Annotated in this window: 22 protein-coding genes; 12 read left to right on the top strand and 10 right to left on the bottom strand. The window is 72.4% G+C overall.

The window, feature by feature from the left end; translation table 11 throughout:
* Positions 1-44: 44 nt before the first annotated feature.
* Both LL648_RS08220 and pdxH read right to left on the bottom strand, forming a co-directional pair.
* A complete protein-coding gene (locus LL648_RS08220; protein WP_232661879.1) occupies positions 45-1,310 on the bottom strand; it encodes an MFS transporter in 1,266 nt (421 codons plus the stop codon).
* Between the two features lie 321 nt (positions 1,311-1,631).
* Entirely contained in the window at positions 1,632-2,285 is a 654-nt protein-coding gene (gene pdxH, locus LL648_RS08215; protein ID WP_255684557.1) for a pyridoxamine 5'-phosphate oxidase, read from the bottom strand.
* A gap of 278 nt (positions 2,286-2,563) precedes the next feature.
* On the opposite strand from pdxH, the gene LL648_RS08210 reads away from it, so the two are divergent.
* On the top strand, positions 2,564-3,721 hold the full coding sequence (locus LL648_RS08210; protein ID WP_232661877.1) for a citrate synthase 2: 1,158 nt from the start codon (positions 2,564-2,566) through the stop codon (positions 3,719-3,721).
* Between the two features lie 74 nt (positions 3,722-3,795).
* On the opposite strand, the gene LL648_RS08205 is transcribed toward LL648_RS08210, so the two are convergent.
* The gene (locus LL648_RS08205; RefSeq protein WP_232661799.1) at positions 3,796-5,166 is read right to left on the bottom strand and encodes an MFS transporter; all 1,371 of its coding nucleotides are present in this window, start codon (positions 5,164-5,166) and stop codon (positions 3,796-3,798) included.
* On the opposite strand from LL648_RS08205, the gene LL648_RS08200 reads away from it, so the two are divergent.
* On the top strand, positions 5,165-6,157 hold the full coding sequence (locus LL648_RS08200) for a GlxA family transcriptional regulator (RefSeq protein WP_232661798.1): 993 nt from the start codon (positions 5,165-5,167) through the stop codon (positions 6,155-6,157). The two genes, LL648_RS08205 and LL648_RS08200, sit on opposite strands and share 2 nt — an antisense overlap.
* Here the strand turns inward: LL648_RS08200 and LL648_RS08195 are convergent.
* Positions 6,106-8,151 carry a methyltransferase domain-containing protein gene (locus LL648_RS08195; RefSeq protein ID WP_232661797.1) on the bottom strand — a complete coding sequence of 682 codons (2,046 nt, stop codon included), beginning with the start codon at positions 8,149-8,151 and terminating at the stop codon, positions 6,106-6,108. The genes LL648_RS08200 and LL648_RS08195 overlap by 52 nt on opposite strands.
* 205 nt (positions 8,152-8,356) lie before the next feature.
* On the opposite strand from LL648_RS08195, the gene serC reads away from it, so the two are divergent.
* Positions 8,357-9,493 (top strand): phosphoserine transaminase, encoded by a 1,137-nt coding sequence (gene serC / locus LL648_RS08190; protein WP_232661796.1) that lies wholly within the window; start codon positions 8,357-8,359, stop codon positions 9,491-9,493.
* Between the two features lie 209 nt (positions 9,494-9,702).
* The gene (gene sepH, locus LL648_RS43855) at positions 9,703-10,851 is read left to right on the top strand and encodes a septation protein SepH (RefSeq protein ID WP_255684556.1); all 1,149 of its coding nucleotides are present in this window, start codon (positions 9,703-9,705) and stop codon (positions 10,849-10,851) included.
* Between the two features lie 284 nt (positions 10,852-11,135).
* Here sepH and LL648_RS08180 read toward each other — a convergent pair whose 3' ends face one another.
* The gene (locus LL648_RS08180) at positions 11,136-11,669 is read right to left on the bottom strand and encodes a DUF2537 domain-containing protein (RefSeq protein ID WP_232661795.1); all 534 of its coding nucleotides are present in this window, start codon (positions 11,667-11,669) and stop codon (positions 11,136-11,138) included.
* A gap of 61 nt (positions 11,670-11,730) precedes the next feature.
* Positions 11,731-12,537 carry a TrmH family RNA methyltransferase gene (locus LL648_RS08175; protein WP_232661794.1) on the bottom strand — a complete coding sequence of 269 codons (807 nt, stop codon included), beginning with the start codon at positions 12,535-12,537 and terminating at the stop codon, positions 11,731-11,733.
* A 175-nt stretch (positions 12,538-12,712) separates the two neighbouring features.
* Here LL648_RS08175 and LL648_RS08170 point away from each other — a divergent pair, with 175 nt between their 5' ends.
* The 6 genes from LL648_RS08170 (at position 12,713) to LL648_RS08145 (ending at position 18,617) form a co-directional block, all read left to right on the top strand.
* The gene (locus LL648_RS08170; protein WP_232661793.1) at positions 12,713-14,218 is read left to right on the top strand and encodes a glutamate--cysteine ligase; all 1,506 of its coding nucleotides are present in this window, start codon (positions 12,713-12,715) and stop codon (positions 14,216-14,218) included.
* Between the two features lie 253 nt (positions 14,219-14,471).
* The gene (locus tag LL648_RS08165; protein WP_232661792.1) at positions 14,472-15,263 is read left to right on the top strand and encodes a hypothetical protein; all 792 of its coding nucleotides are present in this window, start codon (positions 14,472-14,474) and stop codon (positions 15,261-15,263) included.
* Positions 15,264-15,277: 14 nt separating this feature from the next.
* Positions 15,278-15,781: a hypothetical protein gene (locus LL648_RS08160; RefSeq protein ID WP_232661791.1), complete on the top strand. Its 504-nt coding sequence runs from the start codon at positions 15,278-15,280 to the stop codon at positions 15,779-15,781.
* Positions 15,782-15,788: 7 nt separating this feature from the next.
* Positions 15,789-16,907: a hypothetical protein gene (locus tag LL648_RS08155; RefSeq protein ID WP_232661790.1), complete on the top strand. Its 1,119-nt coding sequence runs from the start codon at positions 15,789-15,791 to the stop codon at positions 16,905-16,907.
* Positions 16,908-16,911: 4 nt separating this feature from the next.
* Positions 16,912-17,484 (top strand): hypothetical protein, encoded by a 573-nt coding sequence (locus tag LL648_RS08150; RefSeq protein ID WP_232661789.1) that lies wholly within the window; start codon positions 16,912-16,914, stop codon positions 17,482-17,484.
* Between the two features lie 2 nt (positions 17,485-17,486).
* Complete coding sequence (locus LL648_RS08145) at positions 17,487-18,617, top strand: glycoside hydrolase family 16 protein (protein ID WP_232661788.1); 1,131 nt, start codon at positions 17,487-17,489, stop codon at positions 18,615-18,617.
* Between the two features lie 149 nt (positions 18,618-18,766).
* Here LL648_RS08145 and LL648_RS08140 read toward each other — a convergent pair whose 3' ends face one another.
* Together LL648_RS08140 and LL648_RS08135 are read right to left on the bottom strand one after the other, a co-directional pair.
* Positions 18,767-19,228 carry a carboxymuconolactone decarboxylase family protein gene (locus LL648_RS08140; RefSeq protein WP_232661787.1) on the bottom strand — a complete coding sequence of 154 codons (462 nt, stop codon included), beginning with the start codon at positions 19,226-19,228 and terminating at the stop codon, positions 18,767-18,769.
* A gap of 205 nt (positions 19,229-19,433) precedes the next feature.
* Positions 19,434-20,867, bottom strand: coding sequence for an NCS2 family permease (locus tag LL648_RS08135; RefSeq protein WP_374112001.1), 1,434 nt, complete (start codon positions 20,865-20,867; stop codon positions 19,434-19,436).
* Positions 20,868-20,908: 41 nt separating this feature from the next.
* Between LL648_RS08135 and LL648_RS08130 the strand changes: the two genes are divergently transcribed.
* Together LL648_RS08130 and LL648_RS08125 are read left to right on the top strand one after the other, a co-directional pair.
* The gene (locus LL648_RS08130) at positions 20,909-21,160 is read left to right on the top strand and encodes a DUF2530 domain-containing protein (RefSeq protein ID WP_232661785.1); all 252 of its coding nucleotides are present in this window, start codon (positions 20,909-20,911) and stop codon (positions 21,158-21,160) included.
* Between the two features lie 21 nt (positions 21,161-21,181).
* Positions 21,182-21,919, top strand: coding sequence for an SDR family NAD(P)-dependent oxidoreductase (locus tag LL648_RS08125; protein ID WP_232661784.1), 738 nt, complete (start codon positions 21,182-21,184; stop codon positions 21,917-21,919).
* A gap of 281 nt (positions 21,920-22,200) precedes the next feature.
* Here LL648_RS08125 and LL648_RS08120 read toward each other — a convergent pair whose 3' ends face one another.
* Positions 22,201-22,416, bottom strand: a complete 216-nt coding sequence (locus LL648_RS08120) for a hypothetical protein (protein ID WP_232661783.1) — start codon at positions 22,414-22,416, stop codon at positions 22,201-22,203.
* 29 nt (positions 22,417-22,445) lie between these two features.
* Positions 22,446-23,612 (bottom strand): L,D-transpeptidase, encoded by a 1,167-nt coding sequence (locus LL648_RS08115; RefSeq protein ID WP_232661782.1) that lies wholly within the window; start codon positions 23,610-23,612, stop codon positions 22,446-22,448.
* Positions 23,613-23,627: the final 15 nt, after the last annotated feature.

Here is a 23,627-nt window from a genome sequence, read left to right as displayed (position 1 = left end):
CGCCCGTCACCCGCTGGGAGGGTGCTGATTCCCGATCGAAACAATCATGAACCGGTCGGTGCGCGGTACCTCCAGAACAGGGGGAAGACCAGCACCACCACCACGGCCAGCACGATCACCAGCACACCACCGACCGCGGACGCCGGCCCGGGCCCGATCGCGGCGGCCGCCGGGCCGTGCCAGAGGTCGGCGAGCCGCGGCCCGCCCGCCACGACCACGATGAACACGCCCTGCATCCGACCCTGCATCTCGTCGGTCGCGACGGACTGCAGCATCGAGGAGCGGAAGACCCCGCTGACCATGTCGCCGGCCCCGGCGAGCGCCAGGAAGACCACGGCGAGGAACAGCGAGTTGGTCAGCCCGAACAGCGTGATGCCGACGCCCCAGGTGCAGATCGCGATCGTGACGGCGACACCTTGGCGCTGCACGCGGTGCAGCCAACCCGAGAGCAGCCCGGCGGCGACCATGCCGATGGGGATCGCGGCGAACAGCAGCCCGAGCGCGATGCCGCCGCTCGGCGGATCGCCGTAGACGGTGTGCGAGATCTCGGGGAAGACGACGCGCGGCATGCCGAGCATCGCAACCACGTCCATCAGGAACGACACGAGCAGCACGGTGTGCGTTGCGGCGTAGCGGAACCCGGCGGCGACCTCGCGGACGCCGGCCTTCCGCCGTCCCGTCGGGTTGCGCTCCGGCGGCACCGACGGCAGCCGCCACGTCGCCCACAACGTCGCGAGCAGCGCGACGGCGTCGATCAGGTACAGCGTCGGCAGCCCGATCACCGGTATCAGGACGCCGGCCAGCAGCGGGCCGGCGATCGCGCCGACCTGCAGGACCGTCATGTTCAGCGCGTTCGCCGCCGGCAGCTGCTCGACGGGCAGCAGGCGCGGGATGACGGCGCTGCGCGTCGGCTGGTTCACGGCGAGGAACGCCGTCTGCACCGAGTACAGGCCGAGGATCGTCCACACCCCGCCGACGCCGCTCGCGGCCGTCACCCACAGTGCGAGCGACGTCGCCGCGATGCCGGCACCGGTGACGAGCAGCAGCACCCTGCGGTCGACGACGTCGGCGATGGCGCCGCCCCACAGGCCGAACACGACGAGCGGGACCAGCCCGAAGAGCCCGGTCAGCCCGACGTACGCGGACGAACCGGTGAGGTCGTAGATCTGCGTCGGGACGGCGACGACGGAGAGCTGCGAGCCGATCACGGTCACGATGCCGGCGAGCCACAGCCGCCGGTACGAGTCGGTGCGCAGCGGGCGCGTGTCGGCCAGCGCCCCGCGCAGGCGGCGGCGGGCGCCGGCGAGCATGCGCGTGGGCGCGTCCGGGCCGGCCGCGATCGCTCCCGTCCGCGGATCCTGGGCGGGGTTGGGCCGCGTGGGATCGTCGGGACCGGGAGGCGTCACACGTCCAGACCTACCACCTCTAGGAGGGTCCGGAACAACTGGGGGCCGTAGCGAGCGGCGTCCAGGTGGTGTCCTCGCAAGGCGCGCGGATTCGGCGATACCGCTGTTGTATCGACGTATTCGCGCAACGCCGCGAGGGCGCCGCCTGGGCGCCGCGCAGTAGGTTCCAGTTGTTCCGGGCGCTCCTAGGAAGTCATGGGGTGCTCGGGTGAGGCGATTCGCAGGTCACGGCGCCAGCCTGCGCACCTTCCACGTCCGCGTGATCTGGTCGACCTCGAAGCGCAGGCGGTCGTGCATGCGGTCCTCGCTGCCCTGCCAGAACTCGACCCGCTCCGGCGCGATGCGCCAACCACCCCAATGGTGGGGAAGCGGGACCGGCTCGTCGGCGGGGAACCGCTGCTCGATGTTGGCGAGCGCGTCGTCGAGCACCCTGCGGTCGCGCACCACCGTCGACTGCGCCGACGCCCACGCCCCCAGCTGCGACCCGCGAGGGCGGGTGGCCCAGTAGGCGCGGGTCTCCTCGGACGCCACGAGCTCGACCGTCCCGCGGATGTGCACCTGCCGGTGCACGCCGTACCAGGGGAACGTGACCGACGCGAACCGCGTGACCCGCAGGTCGCGGCTCTTCGCCGACGTGTAGTTGGTGTAGAAGACGACCCCGCGCTCGTCGAGCCCCTTGCACAGAACCGTGCGCGACGACACCCGCCCGTCGGCATCGGCCGTGGCGAGCACCATGGCGTTCGCCTCCGCGACACCGGCCGCCTCGGCCTCACCGAGCCACTTCGACAGCTGCTCGTGCCATGTCGGAGCAAGTGCATCGACGTCGAATCGTTCCGTGCGGTAGTCGACCCGCATCCCGGCCAACCGCTGCTCCGTCATGGACCCCCCATCTGCCCGGCCCGCAGCCGCGTATAGCGGCCGACGGACCTGCCGACAACACCGGTGACCGATGCCACCCGGCTGCACCGTTGCCTACCGCGGGTGGCGGAGGCAGGGTGACGCCAACCACGTTAGCCGTCACGGGCGGTCGTGGTCAGCACGCGATCCGGGCTGATTCGGCTCGGCACGTGGGCGATCCTGATCGGGCGGCGCCGCACCGGCCCGCCGGGCAGGTGCCGACAATCGGGGACCACGACGAGGAGGACGCGGTGACGACCGTGTCGACGCAATCGGGTACATCCGCACCGGGCGACGGGGCGGTACCCCCGCCCCCACCGGGATTCAAGTCAGGGCTCGAAGGACACGTCGCCTTCCGCACGGAGATCGCGGAGCCGGACAAGGACGGCGGTGCGCTGCGCTACCGCGGCGTCGACATCGAGGATCTGGTCGGCAAGGTCACCTTCGGCAACGTCTGGGCGTTGCTGGTCGACGGCCGGTTCGGCCCGGGGCTGCCGCCGGCCGACCCGTTCCCGATCCCGGTGCACACCGGCGACGTCCGGGTCGACGTGCAGGCCGCGCTCGCGATGCTCGCGCCGTACTGGGGCTACCGGCCGCTGCTCGACATCACGCTGGAGGAGGCGCGCGACCAGCTCGCGCGCGCGTCGGTGATGGCGCTGTCCTACGTCGCGCAGTCGGCGCGCGGGATCGGCGTGCCCGCCGTCCCGCAGAAACGCATCGACGAGTGCACGACGATCACCGAGCGGTTCATGGTCCGCTGGCGCGGCGAGCCCGACCCGGCGCACGTGCGTGCCGTCGACGCCTACTGGGTGTCGGCCGCCGAGCACGGCATGAACGCCTCGACGTTCACCGCGCGCGTGATCGCTTCCACCGGTGCCGATGTCGCCGCGTCGCTCTCCGGCGCGATCGGCGCCATGTCCGGCCCGCTGCACGGCGGCGCACCCGCGCGCGTGCTGCCGATGCTGGAGGAGGTCGAGCGCACCGACGACCCGAAGGCGCTGGTCACCGGCATCCTGGACCGTCGCGAGAAGCTCATGGGCTTCGGGCACAGGGTCTACCGGGCCGAGGACCCCCGCGCGCGCGTGCTGCGGCGCACCTGCAAGGAGCTGAACGCCCCGCGCTACGAGGTGGCAGCGTCGTTGGAGCAGGCGGCGCTCGCGATCCTGCGCGAACGCCGTCCCGACCACCCGATCGAGACGAACGTCGAGTTCTGGGCCGCGGTCATCCTCGACTTCGCCCAGGTGCCGCCGCACATGATGCCGGCGATGTTCACCAGCGCCCGCACGGCCGGTTGGTCGGCGCACGTCATGGAGCAGAAGCGCGAGAACAAGCTCGTCCGCCCGTCGGCGCAGTACATCGGCCCTGGCCCGCGCAAGCCCGAGGACGTCGAGGGCTGGTCCGACATCCAGCACGGCTGAAACCTCCCCACCGTTTTGCCAACCTGCACACCCTGGAACGTGTGCAAGTAGGCAAAACGGTGGGGAAGTTCGGGTCAGATCGCCGGCGCGGCGGGGTTGGCGGCCGCTTTGGGGGCGCGCCGGATCATGAGCGAGAGCAGGCCGGCCACCACCGCGAGCGCGCCGCCGATGTACCAGGCGGAGTCGTACGCGCCGAGCTCGTCGCGGACGATGCCGGCGCCGAGCGCCATCAGCGCCGCGCCCACTTGGTGGGAGGCGAACACCCACCCGAACACGACGGGCGCGGTCGCCGGGAACAGCTCCCGGCACAACGCCATCGTCGGCGGGATCGTGGCCACCCAGTCGAGGCCGTAGAAGATGATGAACGCCAGCATGTTGGCCTGGATGTCCGGCCCGAACAGCGCCGGCAGCGCGAGCAGCGAGAGCCCGCGCAGCACGTAGTAGGCCAGCAGCAGGTACCTCGGGTCGATCCGGTCGGTCAGCCAGCCCGACGCGATCGTGCCGGCGACGTCGAAGATCCCGACGAGCGCAAGCAGCCCGGCCGCGACGGTGTGCGGCATGCCGTGGTCGTGCGCCGCGGGGATGAAGTGCGGCTGGATCAGGCCCATCGTGGTCGCGCCGCAGATCATCATGCCGGCGGCGAGGTACCAGAACGGGGCCGTGCGCGCGGCGTCGAACAGCACCTTGACCGCGAGCCGCGCGGCACCCGTGCGCACCGGCTCGGGGTCGTCGGCGGCGGTGCCACCGTAGGGGACGACGCCGAGGTCGTGCGGGCGGTCGCGCAGCAGCCACATCACCAGCGGGGCGACGGCGAGCGCAGCCGCGGCGACACCGAGCGCGGCCGGGCGCCACCCGAACCGCTCCGAGACGATCGCGACCAGCGGCAGGAACACCAGTGCCCCGGCCGCCCCGCCCGCAGTGAGCACGCCGGAGACCAGGCCGCGCCGAGCCACGAACCAGCGCCCGGTCACCGTCGCGACCAGCGCCAACGCCATCGAGCCGGTGCCGAGCCCGACGAGCACGCCCCAGCACAGGACCAGCTGCCAGCTCGCCGTCATGAACACGGTTAGCCCGCTGCCGGCCGCGACGACGAGCAGCGCGGCGCTGACGACCTTGCGGATCCCGAACCGCTCCATCAGCGCGGCCGCGAACGGCGCGGTCAGCCCGTAGAGCGCCATGTTCACCGCGACAGCACCGGAGATCGTCGCGACCGACCAGCCGTACTCCTGCTGGAGCGGGTCCATCAGCACACCGGGCACCGCCCGGAACCCGGCCGCGCCGACCAGCGCCAGGAACGTCACTGCTGCGACCCACCACGCCGGGTGGATCCGGCGCACGCGCGGCGCCCTTTCCGGGGAACGGAGCTCTGTCACGGGTCCAGGTTCGGTGACGCCGCAGACCGACACCAGTGGCCGGAAGGCCATCATGTGCAAGAATTCGGCCATGGTCGACGTCCATGAAGTGGCGGTGCTGGGCCTCCCCGAGGTGATGGCGTTCGAGATCGGGCTGCCGCACAAGCTGATGGGCAACGCCGTCGACGACGAGGGCAACCGGCTCTACCGCGTGCGAACCTGCACGCTCGACGGCGGCCCGATCCGCACGTCCGCCGGCTACCGCGTGCTCCCGGACTACGACGGCTCGATCCTGTACGAGGCCGACACCGTCGTGATCCCGGGCATCTACCGCGACCGGGTCGTCGACGAGGGAGTGCTCGACCCGGCCGTCGCCGAGGTGCTGACCAGCCTCGACGCCCGCCTGATGTCGATCTGCACAGGCGCGTTCGCGCTCGCCGCCGCCGGGCTGCTGGACGGTCGGCCGGCCACGACGCACTGGATGCACGCCGAGCGGCTCGCCCGGCTGTTCCCCGCGGTGAAGGTCGACCCGGACGTGCTCTACGTCGACGACGGCGACGTGCTCACCTCGGCGGGCAACGCCGCGGGGATCGACCTGTGCCTGCACGTCGTGCGCCGCGACCACGGCGCCTCGGTGGCGAACCGGGTGGCTCGGCGCAGCGTCGTCGCACCGTGGCGCGACGGCGGGCAGTCGCAGTTCATCGAGCCGCCGCCGGACCCGGCGGGGCCCGGCACCGACCCGACCCGGGCCTGGGCGTTGCAGCGCCTCGACGAGCCGCTCACGCTGGCCGAGCTGGCGGCGCACGCGTCGATGAGCGTCCGGACATTCACGCGGCGCTTCCGCGACGAGACGGGCCAGAGCCCCGCACGTTGGCTCATCGCCCAGCGGGTGCACCTCGCCCGACGGTTGCTGGAGACGACCGACCTGCCGGTGGAGCGGATCGCCGTCGACGCCGGCTTCGGCACCACGGCGTCGCTGCGCCAGCACCTGCACGCGGCGATCGGCGTCGCACCGATCGCCTACCGGCGCACCTACCGCGGCGCGAACGACCCCTTCGGCGCGAGGGCGAAGGCGCCCGCGTAGAGCAGCGCTGCCACGATCAGCAGCCCGGGGAAGCCGACGAGCAACGCGAGGTACTCCAGGCAGCCGCCGACCATCGCGCCGAGCAGGTTCGCGCCGAACGCGGCCGTGCCGTCCTCGGTGTCGGTGAACCGCTTCGCGAACACGACGTTCGCCGCGAAGACCGGCAGGAACGCGAGCACGACGGCGGTGAGCGCGCGCAGCGGCACCGGCATCGCGAGCAGCCACGCGTCAGGCACGAGCCAGCTCAGCAGCAGCCCCGCGAAGAGCACCACGTACATCGTCTTCAGCGGGGGCGTGCGGAACCGTCTCGTCACCTCGACCGCCGCCAGCACGGCCAGCAGCACTCCGGCGAACACGATCGCGTTGACCACCCACGTCGTGCCGAAGAGCAGCGCGAACCCGGCGATGCTCTTCGTCTGCAGCAGCAGGAAACCGGCGCCGAGCAGGAACAGATCGGCGTACGGGCGCATCCGCCGGTACGAGCCGCCCCCGACCACACCCACCGCCACCACGCTGACCAGCAGGATCAGCCCGATCGTCACGAGGTACAGCGACGGGATCGTCGCGCCGTACAGGTAGAGGAACGGGCGCTGGTCGGTTGCGGGGTCGGGCGTGCCGGGAGCGGGGCCGGCCCACGTCGACGCGCAGGTCTGGTCGGCCGGCGCGAGCCCGGAGGTGATCACGGCCTGGCCGAGCGCGCCGCCGACCACGTCGACGCACGGACGATGGCCGAAGACGGTGGACGCGGTGTTCGCGAGGCGCTCGATCAGCCACGTCTCGCGGTAGTAGTTGTACATCGAGAACGCCCCACCCGGCGCGAGGTGCTCGCGCGCCGAGGCGAACGCCTGCTCGGTGAACAGGTAGCTCTCCAGCCGCAGCGAGCTCGCGCCCTGCACGAGCGTCAGTGAGTCCGGCAGCGCGAAGAGGATCAGGTCGTACTTCGTGTCGGTGCGGGAGAGGAACGCGCGGCCGTCGTCGACGTGCACGTCGACGCGCGGGTCGGCGTAGGGCCGGTCGGGGTGTCGCTCGCGCCCGATGGCGAGCAGCTCGGGGTCGATCTCGACGGCGTCGACGTGCTGGGCACCGTTGCGCAGCGCGATCGCCACATCGGTGCCGCTGCCGGCGCCGACGATCAACACGTTGCGCAGCTCGTTGCCCGGTGTGCGCTGGTAAGGCAGCCCGTACTGGGGTTCGAACCGCACCCGCGCCTCGGCCGGGATCGCCTGCTGGTGCGGCACGCCGTTGGCCGAGATGTCGACGATCGGGGTGCCCTGCCAGTCCCACGGCGTCGTCTTGATCTTGTAGTAGGGCGACCACGTGACGCCCTCGGCCGTCGACTCCAGCTGCAGCGCGCTCACCATCAGCGCCGAGGGCACCCCGATGAGCAGCACGCCGACCAGCACCGCGATCCGTTCCGGCGCCGGCACGAGCAGCACGGCGAACGCGAGCGTGACGATCACGCCCCACCACACCGGCGGCGCGCCGATGAACGAGAGCGCCGTGAACGACACGATCCCGATCAGGCTGCCGACCAGGTCGAACCGGTATGCCGTGAGCCGCGGCAGCTGTGCGAAGCACTGGCCGGTGAGCTCGGCGGGCCCGGCCGTCACGACCGCGGCGGCGACGAACACGATCGGCAGCACGACCCACGTCGGCGGCCCGGTCGTCGAGAGGCTCGTGAAGTAGATGACGGTCGGGTCGTGGCCGCGGTCGACCGTCACCGGGAAGGCCTCGACGAACAGCACGAGCGCCGCGAGCGTGATCGGCGAGTAGAACGGCCGGTGCCACGCACGTCCGGCGCGGAGGAAGCCGAGCCCGATCCCGAGGAACGAGCCGAGCAGCACGAAGTTCGAGAAGTACGAGAGGTGCACGACGTTCGACCCGGCCCACCGGATCAGCGCCAGCTCGACGAACAGCATCAACGCGCTCGCGACGACGAGCTTCGCCCGCAGCCCGAGCACGGTGTTCCCGGATGCGGCGGTGCTCGGCAGCATCGCCCGACCCTACGGGCGCCCGCCGCACCCCGCCGGGACCGCACCCGCCGCGGCGCGTCCCGACTTCCCCACCGTTTTGGGTGGATGCGCGCCTGCGGAGCGCGCAAGTGCACAAAACGGTGGGGAAGTTCGCGCTGCTTGTGATCCTTCCCATGGGCGACGGCCGGGCGCTGGCCGAGCGCCGCTCGGCTGCGACACTGGGGGCGTGACGGCATCGACCTCCACAGACCCGCGGATCCCCGCCGACCTCCTGCCTGCCGACGGTCGGTTCGGCTGCGGCCCCTCCAAGGTGCGCCCCGAGCAGCTGGCCGCGCTGGCCGGCGCCGGCGCCGCTCTGATGGGCACCTCGCACCGCCAGAAGCCGGTGAAGTCGCTGGTCGGACGGCTGCGGGCGGGGCTCGCCGAGCTGTTCTCGCTCCCCGAGGGCTACGAGGTCGTGCTCGGCAACGGCGGCTCGACGGCGTTCTGGGACGCCGCGGCGTTCGGCCTCGTGCGCGAGCGCGCGCTGCACCTGACCTACGGCGAGTTCTCGGCCAAGTTCGCCGATTCGACGCGCGGCGCCCCGTTCCTCGCCGACCCGGTCGTGGTGAAAGCGGATCCGGGCAGCGCGCCGGCGCCGACCACCGACCCGAGCTGCGACGTGCTCGCCTGGGCCCACAACGAGACCTCGACGGGTGTCTCGGTGCCCGTCGTCCGCCCCGAGGGCACCACGGCCGACCAGCTCGTGCTGATCGACGCGACCTCCGGCGCGGGTGGGCTCCCCGTCGACGTCAGCAACGCCGACGCGTACTACTTCGCGCCGCAGAAGGGCTTCGCCGCGGACGGCGGCCTGTGGACAGCCCTGTTGAGCCCTGCGGCGCTCGCCAGGATCGCCGAGGTCGCAGCGTCGGACCGCTGGATCCCGCCGTTCCTCTCGTTGTCCACAGCTGTGGACAACTCCGTCAAGGAACAGACGTACAACACGCCCGCGATCGCCACGCTCTTCCTGATGGCCGAGCAGGTCGAGTGGATGCTCGCGCTCGGCGGCCTCGACGGGTGCGTCGCCCGCACCGCGCAGTCGTCCGGCCACCTCTACGCGTGGGCCGAGAAGTCGGATTTCGCCACCCCGTTCGTCGTCGACCCCGCGCACCGCTCGCAGGTGGTCGGCACGATCGACTTCGCCGACGAGGTCGACGCCGCGGCCATCGCCAAGACCCTGCGCGCGAACGGCGTCGTCGACACCGAGCCCTACCGCAAGCTCGGCCGCAACCAGCTGCGGATCGGGATGTTCCCGGCCGTCGAACCGGCCGACGTCGAGGCGCTGACCGCCTGCGTCGACTGGGTTGTCGCGCACCAACAGTGACTGCCGCCATCCCTCTGTAGTCACACCGGTAACATCCGCATCAGCTTTATCTGACGACACGGTCATGGAACGCTGCGTGCACGAAAGCACGCGGTGCGCAGTTATCCGACGTCGGGCGGGGTGCGAAAGCCCCGGCGCGCCTCCGACGGCGGAGCTGCGGTGGCAACTACCGTCACCCGGACGGGGAGAAGAGAGCGGGGAGGCCGCCGATGCGGGCGCTGCGGGTCGTCGGGATCACCGAGGGCGGCGGAGAGATCTCCGTCATCCTCGAGGACCCGGACCGTCGCGAGCGCTTCACCGTGCCGGCCGACGAGCAGCTGCGCGCTGCCGCACGGGGAGACCGGACCCGGCTGGGACAGATCTCGATCGAGTTGGAGAGCCAGTTGCGCCCACGTGAGATCCAGGCACGCATCCGCGCCGGAGCGTCCGTGGAGCAGGTCGCGTCGATGGCGGGCGTCCCGCTGCAGAAGATCGAACGGTTCGCGTACCCGGTGCTGCTGGAACGATCCCGCACGGCCGAGGTCGCGCAGCGAGCCCATCCGATGCGCGCCGACGGCCCCGATTCACGCATGCTCGGCGACGTCGTCGCGCACACGTTCGGCCTGCGCGGCCAGGAGTACACCGAAGCCGAGTGGGACTCCTGGAAGGGCGAGGACGGCCGCTGGGTCGTCGCGCTGTCGTGGCGCGCGGGCCGCTCGGACAACCGGGCGCACTGGACGTTCCAGCCCGGCGCGCACGGCGGGACCGTCACCGCGGTCGACGAGCACGCCAGCGACCTCGTCGAAGGCCTGCCGGCGCGGCCGCTGCGCACCGTCGGCCCGGTGATCGACATCGCCCGGCAGGAGGAGCCGGCGCCGGCGCCCGAGCCGGACGCGCGCGAGGAGCTGCGAGCCACCGGCTCCGGCGCCGCGCCCGTCGTCGAGCAGGCGCGGGCGACCGCCCCCGCCGAGACCGCCCGGCCACCCCGGATCGAGCAGCCCCGCGAGGCGCCCGCCGAGCCGCCGCCCGCGCGCCGAGCCGCACCACCCGCGCAGCGCAAGGCCGAGCCGCGCACGGAGCCGCGCAAGCCGGCGCGGCCCGAGGCCCGCCCAGAAACGCGCGCCGAGACCCGCCCGGAACCACGTACGGAAACCCGTGCGGAACCGCGCAAGGAACCTCGCCGCGAGCCGGCCCCGCCGCCGCGCGAGGAGCCGGTCGCGGAGCAGGCGCCCGCGCCCGAGCCGCAGGACGAACCGGCCGCCGAGCAGCCCACCGAGCAGCCGGAGACCGCCCCCGCCGCCAACCGCCGCACCAAGAAGGGCAAGCCCGTCATGCCCTCGTGGGACGAGGTGCTGCTCGGGGTGCGCGGCCAACGCTGACAAACTTCCCCACCGTTTTGCCAACCTGCACACCTTCCAGGGCATGCAGGTTGGCAAAACGGTGGGGAACTTCTACGGGTGGCGGGAATGCCTCTCGCACCCATCCCGCGCACGGCCAAGGCATATGGCGGGGAGACCGCCCGGGCTTACTGGCTCGCCCCACCCGGCCACCGGGTGCGACGGGCGCGGAAGGTCAGCGCGGCGACGGCCGGGTCGACCGTGAACGTGCGGTGCACCGTGGAGCCGATGGCTGCCGCGATTCACTCCACTCCCGACCCGGTGGCTCAGCCCAGCATCCCGAGCAGCAGGACGACCCACCCGACGCCGAGCCCGACGGCGGTGCCGAGCGCGGGCCACCGCCAGAACGGCATGTCGTGCACCAGCCAGAGGGTGGGGGCGAGCCCGAACCCGACGAGCAGGTTCGCGGGTATCCACAGCAGCCCGAACGCCTCGGCGAACCCGTTGCTCAGCACGATGTCGGTGAACCCGACGAGCACGGCAACGAAGGCGGCGACGGTCAGCCCGGTCGTCCAGGGCACCGGGCCGGGGGTCTCGACGGCGAGCCGCGGGATGGGGCCGACGGGGCTCACCCGGACGGTCTCGATCGCGCCCGTGACCGGGTCGACGAACTCCACCGGCCGGCCCAGCACATCGGCGACGCGGGAGGCGAGCTGGCGGCCGCGGCGGCGGAGCAGGTCGACGTCCTCGGGCCGCCCACCGCCCGCGACGGCCGTGGAGAAGGCGCTCCATTCGTCGAGCGCGGCGCGCAGTTCGGCCGGCAGGGGTGGATCACCTGGCAGCCGTTCCCCGAGCTCCACACGATCTCCCGTCCGACCGGATAGCGGGCTAGCGTAGCCGCAAGACACCCACCGCATGCCTTCATGGCGTGGCGACCGCGTGGAACGCGACGGCGGCGGCCGTCGCGACGTTGAGCGAGTCGACGCCCGACGCCATCGGGATGCGCACGCGCAGATCGGCCGCCGCCAGCGCCTCCGCCGTCAGCCCCGGGCCTTCCGCGCCGAGCAGCAACGCGACCCGCTGCCCGTCGAGGCCCGCCCGACCGATCGGGACGGCGTCGGCAGCCGGCGTGAGCGCCGCAACACGCAGCCCGGCCGCACGCAGCACGTCGAGCGAGGCGGGCCATTCGCCGGGCAGCTCCGCGAACGGGACCCGCAGCACGTGCCCCATCGACACGCGGACGCTGCGGCGGTAGAGCGGGTCGGCGCACCGCGGCCCGAGCAGCACACCGTCGACGCCGAGCGCAGCGGCGTTGCGGAAGACCGACCCGAGGTTCTCGTGGTCGTTCACGCCCTCCAGCACGGCCAGCGTCCCGGCGGTGCGGGCGAGCTCGGCGGCCGCGGGCTGGACGGCCCGGTCGGCGACCGCGAGCACCCCTCGGTTCAGGTGGAACCCGACCACCGTCGCCATCGTGTCGGCGTCGAGGGCGAACGCCGGCACGTCCAGCGGCGCAAGATCGTCAGCCAGGTCGGCGAGGCGCCGCGGGACGCCGAGCACCGACCGCACCGGGAACGGCGAGTCGATGAGCCGGCGCACCACGACGACACCCTCCGCGATGACGAGCCCACGCCCGCCGGGCCGATCCGGACGGCGGTCCGCTGCCGTCAGGTCGCGGTAGTCGTCCACCAGCGGGTCCGCCGGGTCGTCGATCGTCGTCTCGAACGCCACAGGTCGAATCGTTCCAGGTTGTGATCAGCGCGATGTACCCGTCATCCGGACAGCCGTAGCGGCAAGGTCGACCGTGTGTCACGGTGGACAACCCCGACCGAAGGCCACCGCTCGTCACCACGAGCGTGGGCAGCCATGGTCCGGGTCAGGCCCGGGTCAGGGAGGCAGCACACGCATGGGCCAGGACGTCGACCGGACCACGTTCAGTCGGCGGGATCGCCAGAACTATCGGGCGAAGGTCCAGCGGTGCCTCGACGCGCTGGCCGTGATGTTGCGCGAGCACCCGTTCGCCAAGGACGAGCCGATGACCGGCATCGAGGTCGAGCTCAACCTCGTCGGTGACGATCTCGAACCCGCCCTCACCGGCCCGGACGTGCTCGCGGCCATCGGCAGCGACGAGTTCCAGTCGGAGCTGGGCCGGTGGAACCTCGAGCTGAACCTCCCGCCGCGGCCGCTGCCGGGCGAGCAGTGGCGGCACCTGGAGAACCAGCTGGTCGACGAGCTCCGGCTGGCTCGGCACGCCGCAGCCGAGTGCGGCTCGCGGCTCGCCGTCATCGGCATCCTGCCGACCATCGAGCGCCGCCACCTCGTCTTCGAGTCGCTGTCGTCCGACCAGCGCTACGCCCTGCTCAACGAGCAGATGCTCAACCTGCGCGGCGAGCCGATCCGGCTCGACATCACCGGCGACGACGCCTCCGGCCGGCATTCGGTCTCGCCCGACCGGCTCATCGCCGACTTCGACTCGATCGCGCCGGAAGCGGCGTGCACGTCCATGCAGCTGCACCTGCAGGTCCACCCCGACTCGTTCGCCGCCTACTGGAACGCCGCGCAGGTGCTCACCGGCGTGCAGCTGGCCGTCGGCGCCAACTCGCCGTTCCTGCTCGGGTCGCGGCTGTGGGCCGAGACGCGCATCCCCCTCTTCGAGCAGTCGTGCGACGTCCGCTCGGTCGAGCTGCGCAACCAGGGCGTCCGGCCACGGGTGTGGTTCGGCGAGCGCTGGATCACCTCGATCCTGGACCTCTTCTCCGAGAACGGGCGCTACTTCCCAGGCCTGATGCCCGTCACCGAGGACACCGACCCGATGGCGGACCTCGACGCCGGCCGGGTGCCGGAGCTGGACGAGCTGAAGCTGCACAACGGGACGATCTGGCGGTGGAACCGCCCCGTCTACGACATCGCGGGCGGGGTCCCGCACGTCCGCGTCGAGAACCGGGTGCTGCCGGCCGGACCGACGGCCGTCGACATGGTCGCCAACGCGCTCTTCTTCTACGGCCTGCTGCGGGTGCTCGTCGAGGCCGAGCGGCCGCTCTGGAGCTCGATGTCGTTCGAGGCCGCCGAGGAGAACTTCACCACCGCCGCGAAGCACGGGATGGACGGCCCGCTCTACTGGCCGGGCAGCGGCTGGATCCGGCCCGACGAGCTCGTGCTGCGCAAGCTCCTGCCACAGGCCGCCGAGGGGCTCGCGACCTGGGGCGTCGCGTCCGGCGTGATCAACCGGTACCTCTCGATCATCGAGCGGCGGTGCGTCACGCGCCGCACCGGCTCGGCGTGGCAGCTCGACGCCGTCGCCGCGCTGGAGGACCGCGGCGCCGACCGCGAGAAGGCGCTGGCCGGGATGCTGCAGCGCTACCTCCACCACTCCGAGGCGAACGAGCCCGTGCACACCTGGAAGCTGCCGTAGCGCGAGGCGCCCCGAGGGTTGCCTGGAAAGCCACTTTCCAGGCGCCTGAGGCCGGGAAGGTGGCTTTCCAGGCACACCCCGTGCGGACCTTCTGACGGCACCCGTTCGCTATCGCAAACGCTGTTCCCGTTTCCGGCACACGGCCTCCTAGCGCGTTCCTACGGTCGAGCCGTTCGCGGTGGCTACCGCCACCGCACCGGCATCCGGGGGAGCCCATGTCCGCACATCGCATCCGGCACCGGCGATGATCGCCGTGCCACGATTCCGCCTCTTCGGCCGCGCGCAGGCGGAACCGCCCGCGCCGCCACCGGGCTTCCCGGTTCGCGTCGGCCCACCCGGCCCGCCCCCACACCGACCGCCGCCGCCCCCGCCCGGCAGCGGCCCGGCAGTCCGCCCCACGAGGCCTGCCACACCGCACAACCCCTACGCCGACCCGCCGACCGACCCCACCGGCTTCCCACCCATCCCCGCGCCGCGCATGCCCGACGGGGTGGCGCCGAGGCCCGACCCCGCCGAGGCCGCCGCGCTCGCCGGTGCGTTCGCCGTCGACTACCTCTCGTGGGACGAGGAGGATCCGCAGCGCCGGGGCCGGGTGCTCACCGACCACCTCTCCGCACCCGGCAGCGACCCCGCCCGGCTGGGCTGGTCGGGCACCGGCCGGCAGCGGGCCGATTTTGCGCTCACCGGGCTGGTCCGCCCCGACGGTGACGGGCGGGTGCTCGTCGACGTGCGGGTGCGCGTCACGCCGTACCGCCTCGTCGGGAAGCGCGCGGAGCCCCCTGCCGAGCCGGAGCGCGAACCGGACATCGCGGGCGTCCCCGCCGTCGCGCCGCCGCCGACCGGACGTGGGTGGCGCAGCCTCGCGGCGTACTGGATCCGGCTGAGCGTCCCGGTGGTGCTCAGCGGCGGCCGGCTCGTCGTCGACGCCTGGGAGGAGACCCTCGGCGAGGAACCGGACCCGCCTCCCGCACCCGGCCGGAGCGACCACGCCCTGGCCGACGACGACCCGATCGCCGAGCAGCAGCTCGCCGGAGGCCCGTGGTGACGAGGATCCCGCAGGTGACCGGCCTCAGCAGGGGTTCCGGCGCCAGCACGCTCGCGGCCGCCCTGCACGCCGTCGACGCAGGCCATCGCGACCAGCACGCCGACGTGCTGGCCTGTGGCGCGCACCCGGAGGCGCTGCGCCTCGCCCGTGTGGTGGCTTTCCCACCGTCGGGACCGCGTCCTGTGCTGGCCGTCGTGCCGGTCCGCGGTGCCGAGGAGCCGTCGCTGGAGACGCTCAGCCACCGCTTCGGCGCCGTTGTGCTGCTGCCCCACATTCCCGAGTGGGCCCGGGCGAGCGGGCCGCCCGCGGACGCCGCGCTCGTCCTCGGCCGCGACGTCGCGACGCTCACCCCGCAGCTGCGGGTGCTGGCCGACGCGCTGCGCCGGATCGTCGCGGCTGTGCTCGGCTCCGGCCAGCTGGAGAGCGCCGTTCCGCCGATGGTGATCCGGCCACGCCCCGCGGTGCTTTGGCGAGGGCTGCAACCGGTCGAGCGCGAGCAGCCGGGACGGGCCGGGTGAGCGGCCGGTGCGTGTGCTCGCGGCCCTGGTCGCAGCTCTGGTCGCCACTGTGACCGGCCTGATGCCGCCCGGACCGGGCGGCACGGGCGTGGCGGCATCGGGCGTCGACTCCCCGAAGGTGCCGGCACTGGCCCGCGAGATGCTGCCGCTGATCGTCGAGCTGACCTCCGACGGGTGTCCCGAGCTGCCGCCGGTGTGGGTGGTGTCGCACGTGCAGGCCGAGTCGGGCTGGGACCCCGGCCTGCACGGCGACGCCGCAGGTCGACCGGCGGGGCTCTTCCAGTTCGGGCAGCGCACCTGGCAGGCCGCCGGGGGTACGCCGTGGGCGAGCGATCCGCCCGCGGCCGGCTCCGACGTGCTCACCACCGAGGCGCACCTGCGGGTCGCCGTGCCGTGGATCTGCGCGAACCTGCGCGCCGCCGCCGCGCACCTCACCGCTACGGGCAAGCCGGCCGACCCGCTCGACGCGATGCTCGTCTGCCACATCGCCGGCTGCGGCCGGGTCACCGGCAGCGCGACGGGCGTGCCGGTGGCCGGCGAGGCCGGGTGCTCCGCGCGCTGCGCCGCCGTGATCGCCCGGTACATCGGCGCGGTGCGGGCCAACGTCGAGCGGTTCACCGCCGCCACGGCACCCGCGCTGCATGCGCCATCGCTCGCCGCGCCGGCCGCCTGGACCGGCGGGGCGACGGGTTGCCAGCCGCCCGACCCCACCGGCGACGGGTGCCTCACCGGCGCGACGCGCCACGGTCTCGAAGCGGCCGAGGCCGCGTTCGGCAGCTGGAGCGGCGGCCCGGTGATCCGTTCGGCGGGGTGCTGGGACGAGCACGCGTGGAACCCGAGGAGCGACCACTCCCGGGGCCGCGCCTGCGACCTCTTCGCCACCGCGCCGGGAACGTTCGCGAAGGGTGCCGAGCTGGAGGCGGGGTGGCGGGTCGTCGGCTGGTTCCGGGAGCACGCCGAACCGCTCCGCGTCGGATACCTGATCTGGCAGGGCCGCTACTGGGACCCCGGCGTCGCGGACGACGACGGCGCGTGGGGCCGCCGCTACACCGGCGGCGGGGTCTACGACACCTCGAACGCCACCGGCGGACACTTCGACCACGTCCACGTGAGCTTCCGGGAGTGACGCCATGAGCCGACCCGTGCTCGCCGCGCTGACGGCCCTCGCCGTCACGATCGCGGCACTCGCGCTGCTCGGCGGCGCAGGTCCGGCCGAGCGGCCGCCGGTGGTGAGCAACGAGGACCGCGACGCCATCGCGGCGATCCCCGTCGAGCGCGGTGCCGATCCGCCGCAAGCCGACCCGGACGTCGACATGTCCGATCCCGAGGCGGTCGGGCGGGCGTTCCTCGCAGCAGCGCACACGGTCGAAGCCGCGGACCGCGGCCGTACCCATCTGCGCGGCGCCCCGTACGCCGAGCCGGGCAGCGCCGCCGGGACGGTCGGCACGGTAGTGCTCGACCCGCCGCCGCCAGGGACGCAACGCACCGCCACCGTCACCGCGATGCGGCTGGTCGCGAGCGACCCCGACGGCCTGTGTCGCGGCTACCGCGCCGAGCTCGGCACGGCCACCGGGCCGCCGGGCGGGCCCTACGCGTTCACGACGGCGGCCCGCCACGTCGTGCTCGTCCGGCAGCCGGACGGGCGCTGGCTCGTTGCCGTCGACTCCGCCGCCACCACCGACCTACCAGCAGGGGAAGGCTGACGATGACGTTCGACGAGATCGAGGAGCTGGTCAAGAAGTACCTCGCGACCGGGGTCGCCGTCGTGGTCGTGTTCGCCGGCGACGGGACGACGAACGAGGCCGGCGCGCCGTCGGTGGTGACGATCACCCCAGAACCATCGACAAGTCCATCCACAGGTCCATCCACAACGCCGACTTCACGTGGGAAGAAGCCTGATCGGTCGGAGCCGCCCGTCCGCAGCGGACCGCCGTCCCCCACGGCAGAACCGGAGCAGGACCACACCGGCGCCGCCGACACCGATCCCGCCGCCGCGCCGTCACCCAGCGGGGAGGAAGGTTCCACCGCAGCGGCGAAGCTCGGCTGGGGCGCGCCCTCCCGCGAGGAGACCTTCGACGCGGACGGCGGCGACTGGCGCCTCTACGACGGCACGGGGCACGCCGGGAAGGGCAAGCGGTCGCCGGCCGCGGTGTCGCGCGAGGGCGGGATCCTCACGATCACCGGCGACGCGCAGGGCACGACGGGCGGTATGGCGTGGATGCCGGGCCAGAAGTACGGCCGGTGGGAGGGTCGGGTGCGGGCGCCCGCGGCCGACCCCTCCTACAACGCGCTGCTCCTGCTCTGGCCCGACGCCGACGACTTCCCCTCCGGCGGCGAGATCGACTTCATGGAGATGCAGGATCCCGCCCGCCGCACGACGAAGGCCTTCGTGCACTACGGCGAGAAGAACGCGCAGGTCGACGGCTCGGTCGAGGTCGATGCGAGCACCTGGCACAACTGGGCCGTCGAGTGGGGGCCCGATGCGATCGTCACCTACCTCGACGGCGAGGAGTGGTTCCGCACCACCGACAAGGCGATCATCCCCAGCGGCCCGATGCACCTGTGCGTCCAGCTCGACTGGTTCCCCGGGGACGGCACCGCGGCCGTCAAGGAGTCGAGCATGCAGGTCGACTGGGTCCGGCAGTACCCGTTCGAGCCCGGCCAGGCGGCGCGGCCGGAGCCGACCCGGACCCCGCAACCTGAGACGACCGAACCCGGAACGACGGAGAGCGAGGCCTCCGATACCCCCGAGACCGAGGCCCCGGACGCCGAACCGGCGGAAGAGGCGGACGACGACGTCAGCGACACCGTGCGTCGCATCTTCTCGTGGCGCTAGCTGGCTACTGGGCGCGCGTCATGGGCAGCCGGGATACGTGCCCGCGTGCGAGGGCAGGAAAGCCACTTTCCGGCCCTCACAGGGCCGGAAAGTGGCTTTCCTGCCCTCCCCAACACCCTCGCGGTTCCGGCCCTCGACGCAGGTTCGTCCTAGCCCTTCCAGGCGCCCGCGACCTGGCGGGTGGCGGCGTTGAGCCGGTTCCACACGTTGACGGCGGCAACCGAGAGGATCAGGCCCGCGACCGACTCCTCGTCGAAGTGCTTGCGGGCTTCCAGCCACACGTCCTCGGAGACCGCGTCGCTGCGGCCGGCGAGCACCGTCACCTCCTCGGTCAGCGCGAGCGCCGCGCGCTCGGCTTCGGTGAAGAACGGCGCGTCGCGCCACGCGCTGATCGTGTCGATGCGCTCGGCCGGCTCCCCGGCCTGCCGCAGCTCGGCCGCGTGCATGTGGACGCACACGCTGCAGCCGTTGATCTGGCTGGCGCGCAGGTGCGCCATCTTGTGGATCACGTGCGGCACGTCACCGGCCTTCTCGGCCGACTTGGCCAGCGCGAGCAGTGCCTGCATCGCGCCGGGAACGACCATCGCCGGGTTCTGCATCCGAGCTTCCATGGTTCCTGTCCTCCCGTTGGGCCGGTCGATCCGGCCGTTACTGGTCTGACGGAACGCACGACGGAGATGTGACAGGCGCCGGAAACGCGGATCGGGGCCCTGGCCCGTAGGCCAGGACCCCGATACCGTTTCCCGAACTGACGCGCCGCTCCCACCACGAAGCGACGAGCAAAGGTTAGCCTAACCTCTCTTCTGATGGCAAGGGCTACGCGAAGAGAGCTTGGATCGGGCCGATCGCGAAGTACCCGACGAAGGCCACCGAGATCACCCACATCAGCGGGTGGATGGTGCGCGCCCGGCCCGTCGCGGCGGCGATCACGACGTAGGAGACGAAGCCCGCGCCGATGCCGTTGGCGATCGAGTACGTGAACGGCATCACCACGATCGTCAGGAACGCCGGCAGCGCGATGCGCAGCTCCGAGAAGTCGATCTCGGTGATCTGCCGCATCATCAGCGCGCCGACCACCACCAGCGCCGGGGCGGCCGCCTCGATCGGGACGATCGTGTAGAGCGGCGTGAAGAACATCGCGAGCAGGAACAGCACGCCGGTCAGCACGTTCGCGAGGCCGGTGCGCGCGCCCTCGGCGATGCCGGAGGCCGACTCGATGTAGACGGTGTTCGACGAGCTCGACGCGGCGCCGCCGGCGACGGCTGCCGCCGCGTCGACCATCAGCACCTTGCCGATGCCCGGCAGCTGCCCGTCCTTCGACATGAGCTCGGCCTGCTTGCCGAGGCCGGTGACGGTGCCCATCGTGTCGAAGAAGTCGGCGAGCACGAGCGTGAACACGAGCAGCAGCACCGTCAGCAGGTCGACGTGGATGAACGCGCCGAAGGAGAACGAGCCGACGAGCGAGAGGTCGGGCAGGCCGATGATGCTCTCCGGCAGCGTCGGCACCGAGAGCGACCAGCCCTGCGGGTCGGTCCCGCGCGACGGCCCGACCTGCACGATCGCTTCGACGACGATCGCGAGCACGGTCGTGATCGCGACCCCGATGAGCAGGCCGGCACGGACGCCGCGGGCGACCAGCAGCCCCGTGACCAGCAGCCCGACGCAGAAGACGAAGGTCGGCCACGACGCGATCGAGTTGGCGATGCCCAGCCCCACCGGGACCGTCGTGTTGGCGGCGTCGGCGATGCGGCGGACGAACCCGGCGTCGACGAACCCGATGAACGCGATGAAAAGGCCGATCCCGACCGCGATCGCGGCCTTCAGCGAGGGCGGGATCACGTTGAACACCGCGGTGCGGAAGCCGGTCGCGGCGAGCGCGAAGACGATGATGCCGTCGACGACGACCAGGCCCATCGCCTCCGGCCAGCTCATCAGCGGCGCGATCGTGAAGACGACGAACGCGTTGATGCCCAGGCCGGTGGCGATCGCGAACGGGTAGTTGGCGATGAGACCCATCAGGATCGTCATCACGCCCGCCACCAGCGCCGTGACGGCCGCCACCTGCGACACACCCAGGACGTTGCCGAGCGCGTCCGTCTTCGCGCCCGGGCCCGACGGGGCGAAGCTGCCGACGATCAGCGGGTTCAGCACGACGATGTAGGCCATCGTGACGAAGGTGACGAGCCCACCGCGCAGCTCGCGCCCCACGCTCGACCCGCGCTCGGACACCCGGAACAGTCTCTCGATCACGCGCACACCGTAAGGGCTGATCAGCGCCATAGACTCGAGTCGTGATCGAACCTCCACCACTGCCGGCCCGGTTCAGCCGCGTGAGCACCGTCATCGCCATCGGTACGACGGTGTGGCTGGTCGGCGCGGTGGTGCTGCTGGTGGCGTGGCTGGTGGGGGCGTGGCCGCTCGACATCTGGTTCACCACGTGCGTCGCCGGGGCCGGGCTCGGTGCGTTCGGCTGGGGTGTCTTCACATGGCAGCGGGCGGCGGCGCGGCGCGGGTCCCGGACGGCGCAACAGGGCGTGGAGTAGCGATCGATCTAGGCTGGTCGCATGACTGAGCGCCCCACCGCTGTCGTGACCGGAGCCAGTTCGGGCATCGGCGCCGCCACCGCCCGAGCGCTCGCGAAGTCCGGGTTCCACGTCGTGCTCGGGGCCCGCAGGGTCGACCGCTGCGCCGAGATCGCCGCCGAGATCGACGGCACGGCGGTGCGGCTCGACGTCACCGACAACGAGTCGGTCGACGCCTTCGCTGCGGCCGTCCCCGACGCGAAGCTGCTGGTCAACAACGCCGGCGGGGCGAAGGGTCTCGAACCGGTGGCGCAGGCCGACGAGGACGACTGGCGGTGGATGTTCGAGACGAACGTGCTGGGCACGCTGCGGGTCACAAAGGCGCTGCTGCCGGCCCTGATCGCCTCCGGCGACGGCCACATCGTCACCGTCACGTCGATCGCGGGCGTCGAGATCTACGACAACGGCGCCGGCTACACCGGCGCGAAGCATGCGCAGGGCGTTCTGCACCGCACTCTGCGCGGCGAGCTGCTCGGGCAGCCCGTCCGGCTGACGGAGATCCTGCCGGGGATGGTGGAGACCGACTTCTCGCTGGTCAGGTTCGACGGCGACGCGCAACGCGCGGCGGATGTCTACAAGGGCATCACGCCGCTGACCGCCGACGACATCGCCGACGTCATCGCGTTCGCCGCCACCCGCCCCAGCAACGTCAACCTCGACCAGATCGTCGTGAAGCCCCGCGCGCAGGCCAGCGCCACCCGCGCCTACCGGGAGGCCTGAGGCTCAGGCGCAACTTCCCCACCGTTTTGGGTGGATGCGCGCTCCGCAGGCGCGCAAGTGCCCAAAACGATGGGGAACTCCGTGGCCGGCCCCCAACTTCCCCACCGTTTTGCCAACCTGCACGGCCTTGCGGGTGTGCAGGTTGGCAAAACGGTGGGCAACTTCTGCGCTCCGGCGTGCTTGCGGTCACCCCACTGGGTCGAGCCGGCCCGAACTTCCCCACCGTTTTGGGCGGATGCGCGCCGTACGGGCGCGCAGGTGCACAAAACGGTGGGGAAGTTCTACGGGGGTGGGGTGGTTTCCGCGCTGCTGCGCGACTCGTCGGCCGCGTCGCCGGGCGTCGGGGCGTCGACGGCCTCCTCGACCCGCTCCTCCGAGTCGCGCAGGATCTCCGCCGCCTCCGCGCGGCGGTCCTCGTCGCCGTGCTCGGCCGCTCGTTCCTCCGGCAGCGGTTCGGCACGGCTGTTGATCTGCTGTCCCAGCTCGTCGGGTCGCATGCCAGATCCGTACCCGCCCGCGCCCCGGTTCAGTCGAGCGCGGAGAGCGCCTTCCACTGCTCCCAGCTCAACGTCCAGTCCCAGATGTCGCCGTCGCGCGCCGAGAGCGCGATCGGGGTGCCCGTGACCTCGACGGGGTCGCCGTACTGCGCCATGTTGTAGTACGCCTCGGCGTCCTCGATCGAGAGGTTGACGCACCCGTGCGTGACGTTCGCGGAGCCCTGCGCGCCGGCCGAGGCCGGGTTGGCGTGGATGAACTCGCCGTTGTTGCTGATCCGGACGGCCCACTTCTCGATCAGGTCGTAGTCGTAGCGCTCGCTCACCATGCGCTTGTCGGTGAACTTCTCGCTGACCACGTGGATGCCGGAGCGGGTGTTGCGCTCGGGGTCGGACGCCAGGCCGTAGCTGGCGGGGAAGTCGGCGACCTGCACGCCGTCCCGCATGACGATCATGCGGTGGCTGTTCACGTCGGCCTTCACGACCTGCGCGGAGCCGATGCGGAACGTCGAGGAGATGTCAGCGGCACCCGCAGCGTCGTCGCCGTAATTGACGCCGCGCAGCTTCGCGGTGACCGTCACCTTCGTCCCCGTGGGCCAGTACTCCTTGGGCCGGTAGTCGACCCGGGAGCCGCCGCCCTCGTCGGGGAGCCAGCCCCACGAGCCCTCGACCGGCACCGACGTGGTGATGGTCAGCGCGCGCTCGACGGCCGCCCGGTCGGTGACGTGGGAGTTGAACTGGATGCGGATCGGGGCCGCGACCCCGACCGTGCGCCCGTCGCCGATGTTGAGCGTGCCCCGCACGAGCCTCGACGGCGCCTTCGTCGCGAACGAGCCCTGCAACGGCACGGTGTTGCCGTCGCGGCCCTTGACGGTGCCGCCCCAGGTGTAGGACGTGCCGGCGGCGAGCGGCGCCGTACTGCTCCACTGCGTGCGCTCGGCGTTGAGGGCGCCTTCGGCGGGTGCGCCCTCGGCGGTGAGCGTGACCTCCTCGAAGGTCCCCTCCTGAACCGTGACCGACGCCGGCGCGGCGGCATCGACGTCGGCGGCACCCGCGGCCGGCGTGTAGGTCACCACCGCGGGCGGGACGGGCGGTGGCAGCACCTGCGGGAGACCGCTGCCGCCGGCGGCGGCCACGGCGGTGACCACGCCGACCGATCCCACGAGGATCACGGCGAGCAGTAGCAGGATGCGGCGCATCGTTGGTCGTCCCCT

It is taken from the genome of Pseudonocardia sp. TRM90224 (assembly GCF_021245725.1).
GTDB lineage: Bacteria > Actinomycetota > Actinomycetes > Mycobacteriales > Pseudonocardiaceae > Pseudonocardia.
The sequence above is the reverse complement of the archived record's forward strand: the minus strand, read 5'-3'. Positions and strand labels throughout refer to the sequence as shown.

Coding starts and splice junctions, on each gene's coding strand:
- LL648_RS08205 (WP_232661799.1), bottom strand. CDS start 5,166: ATGGCCGAATTCTTGCACATGATGGCCTTCCGGCCACTGGTGTCGGTC.
- LL648_RS08195 (WP_232661797.1), bottom strand. CDS start 8,151: ATGCTGCCGAGCACCGCCGCATCCGGGAACACCGTGCTCGGGCTGCGG.
- LL648_RS08120 (WP_232661783.1), bottom strand. CDS start 22,416: ATGCGACCCGACGAGCTGGGACAGCAGATCAACAGCCGTGCCGAACCG.
- LL648_RS08150 (WP_232661789.1), top strand. CDS start 16,912: ATGAGCCGACCCGTGCTCGCCGCGCTGACGGCCCTCGCCGTCACGATC.
- LL648_RS08145 (WP_232661788.1), top strand. CDS start 17,487: ATGACGTTCGACGAGATCGAGGAGCTGGTCAAGAAGTACCTCGCGACC.
- LL648_RS08140 (WP_232661787.1), bottom strand. CDS start 19,228: ATGGAAGCTCGGATGCAGAACCCGGCGATGGTCGTTCCCGGCGCGATG.
- LL648_RS08115 (WP_232661782.1), bottom strand. CDS start 23,612: ATGCGCCGCATCCTGCTACTGCTCGCCGTGATCCTCGTGGGATCGGTC.
- sepH (WP_255684556.1), top strand. CDS start 9,703: ATGCGGGCGCTGCGGGTCGTCGGGATCACCGAGGGCGGCGGAGAGATC.
- LL648_RS08220 (WP_232661879.1), bottom strand. CDS start 1,310: ATGCTCGCCGGCGCCCGCCGCCGCCTGCGCGGGGCGCTGGCCGACACG.
- LL648_RS08200 (WP_232661798.1), top strand. CDS start 5,165: ATGGTCGACGTCCATGAAGTGGCGGTGCTGGGCCTCCCCGAGGTGATG.
- pdxH (WP_255684557.1), bottom strand. CDS start 2,285: ATGACGGAGCAGCGGTTGGCCGGGATGCGGGTCGACTACCGCACGGAA.
- LL648_RS08125 (WP_232661784.1), top strand. CDS start 21,182: ATGACTGAGCGCCCCACCGCTGTCGTGACCGGAGCCAGTTCGGGCATC.
- LL648_RS08170 (WP_232661793.1), top strand. CDS start 12,713: ATGGGCCAGGACGTCGACCGGACCACGTTCAGTCGGCGGGATCGCCAG.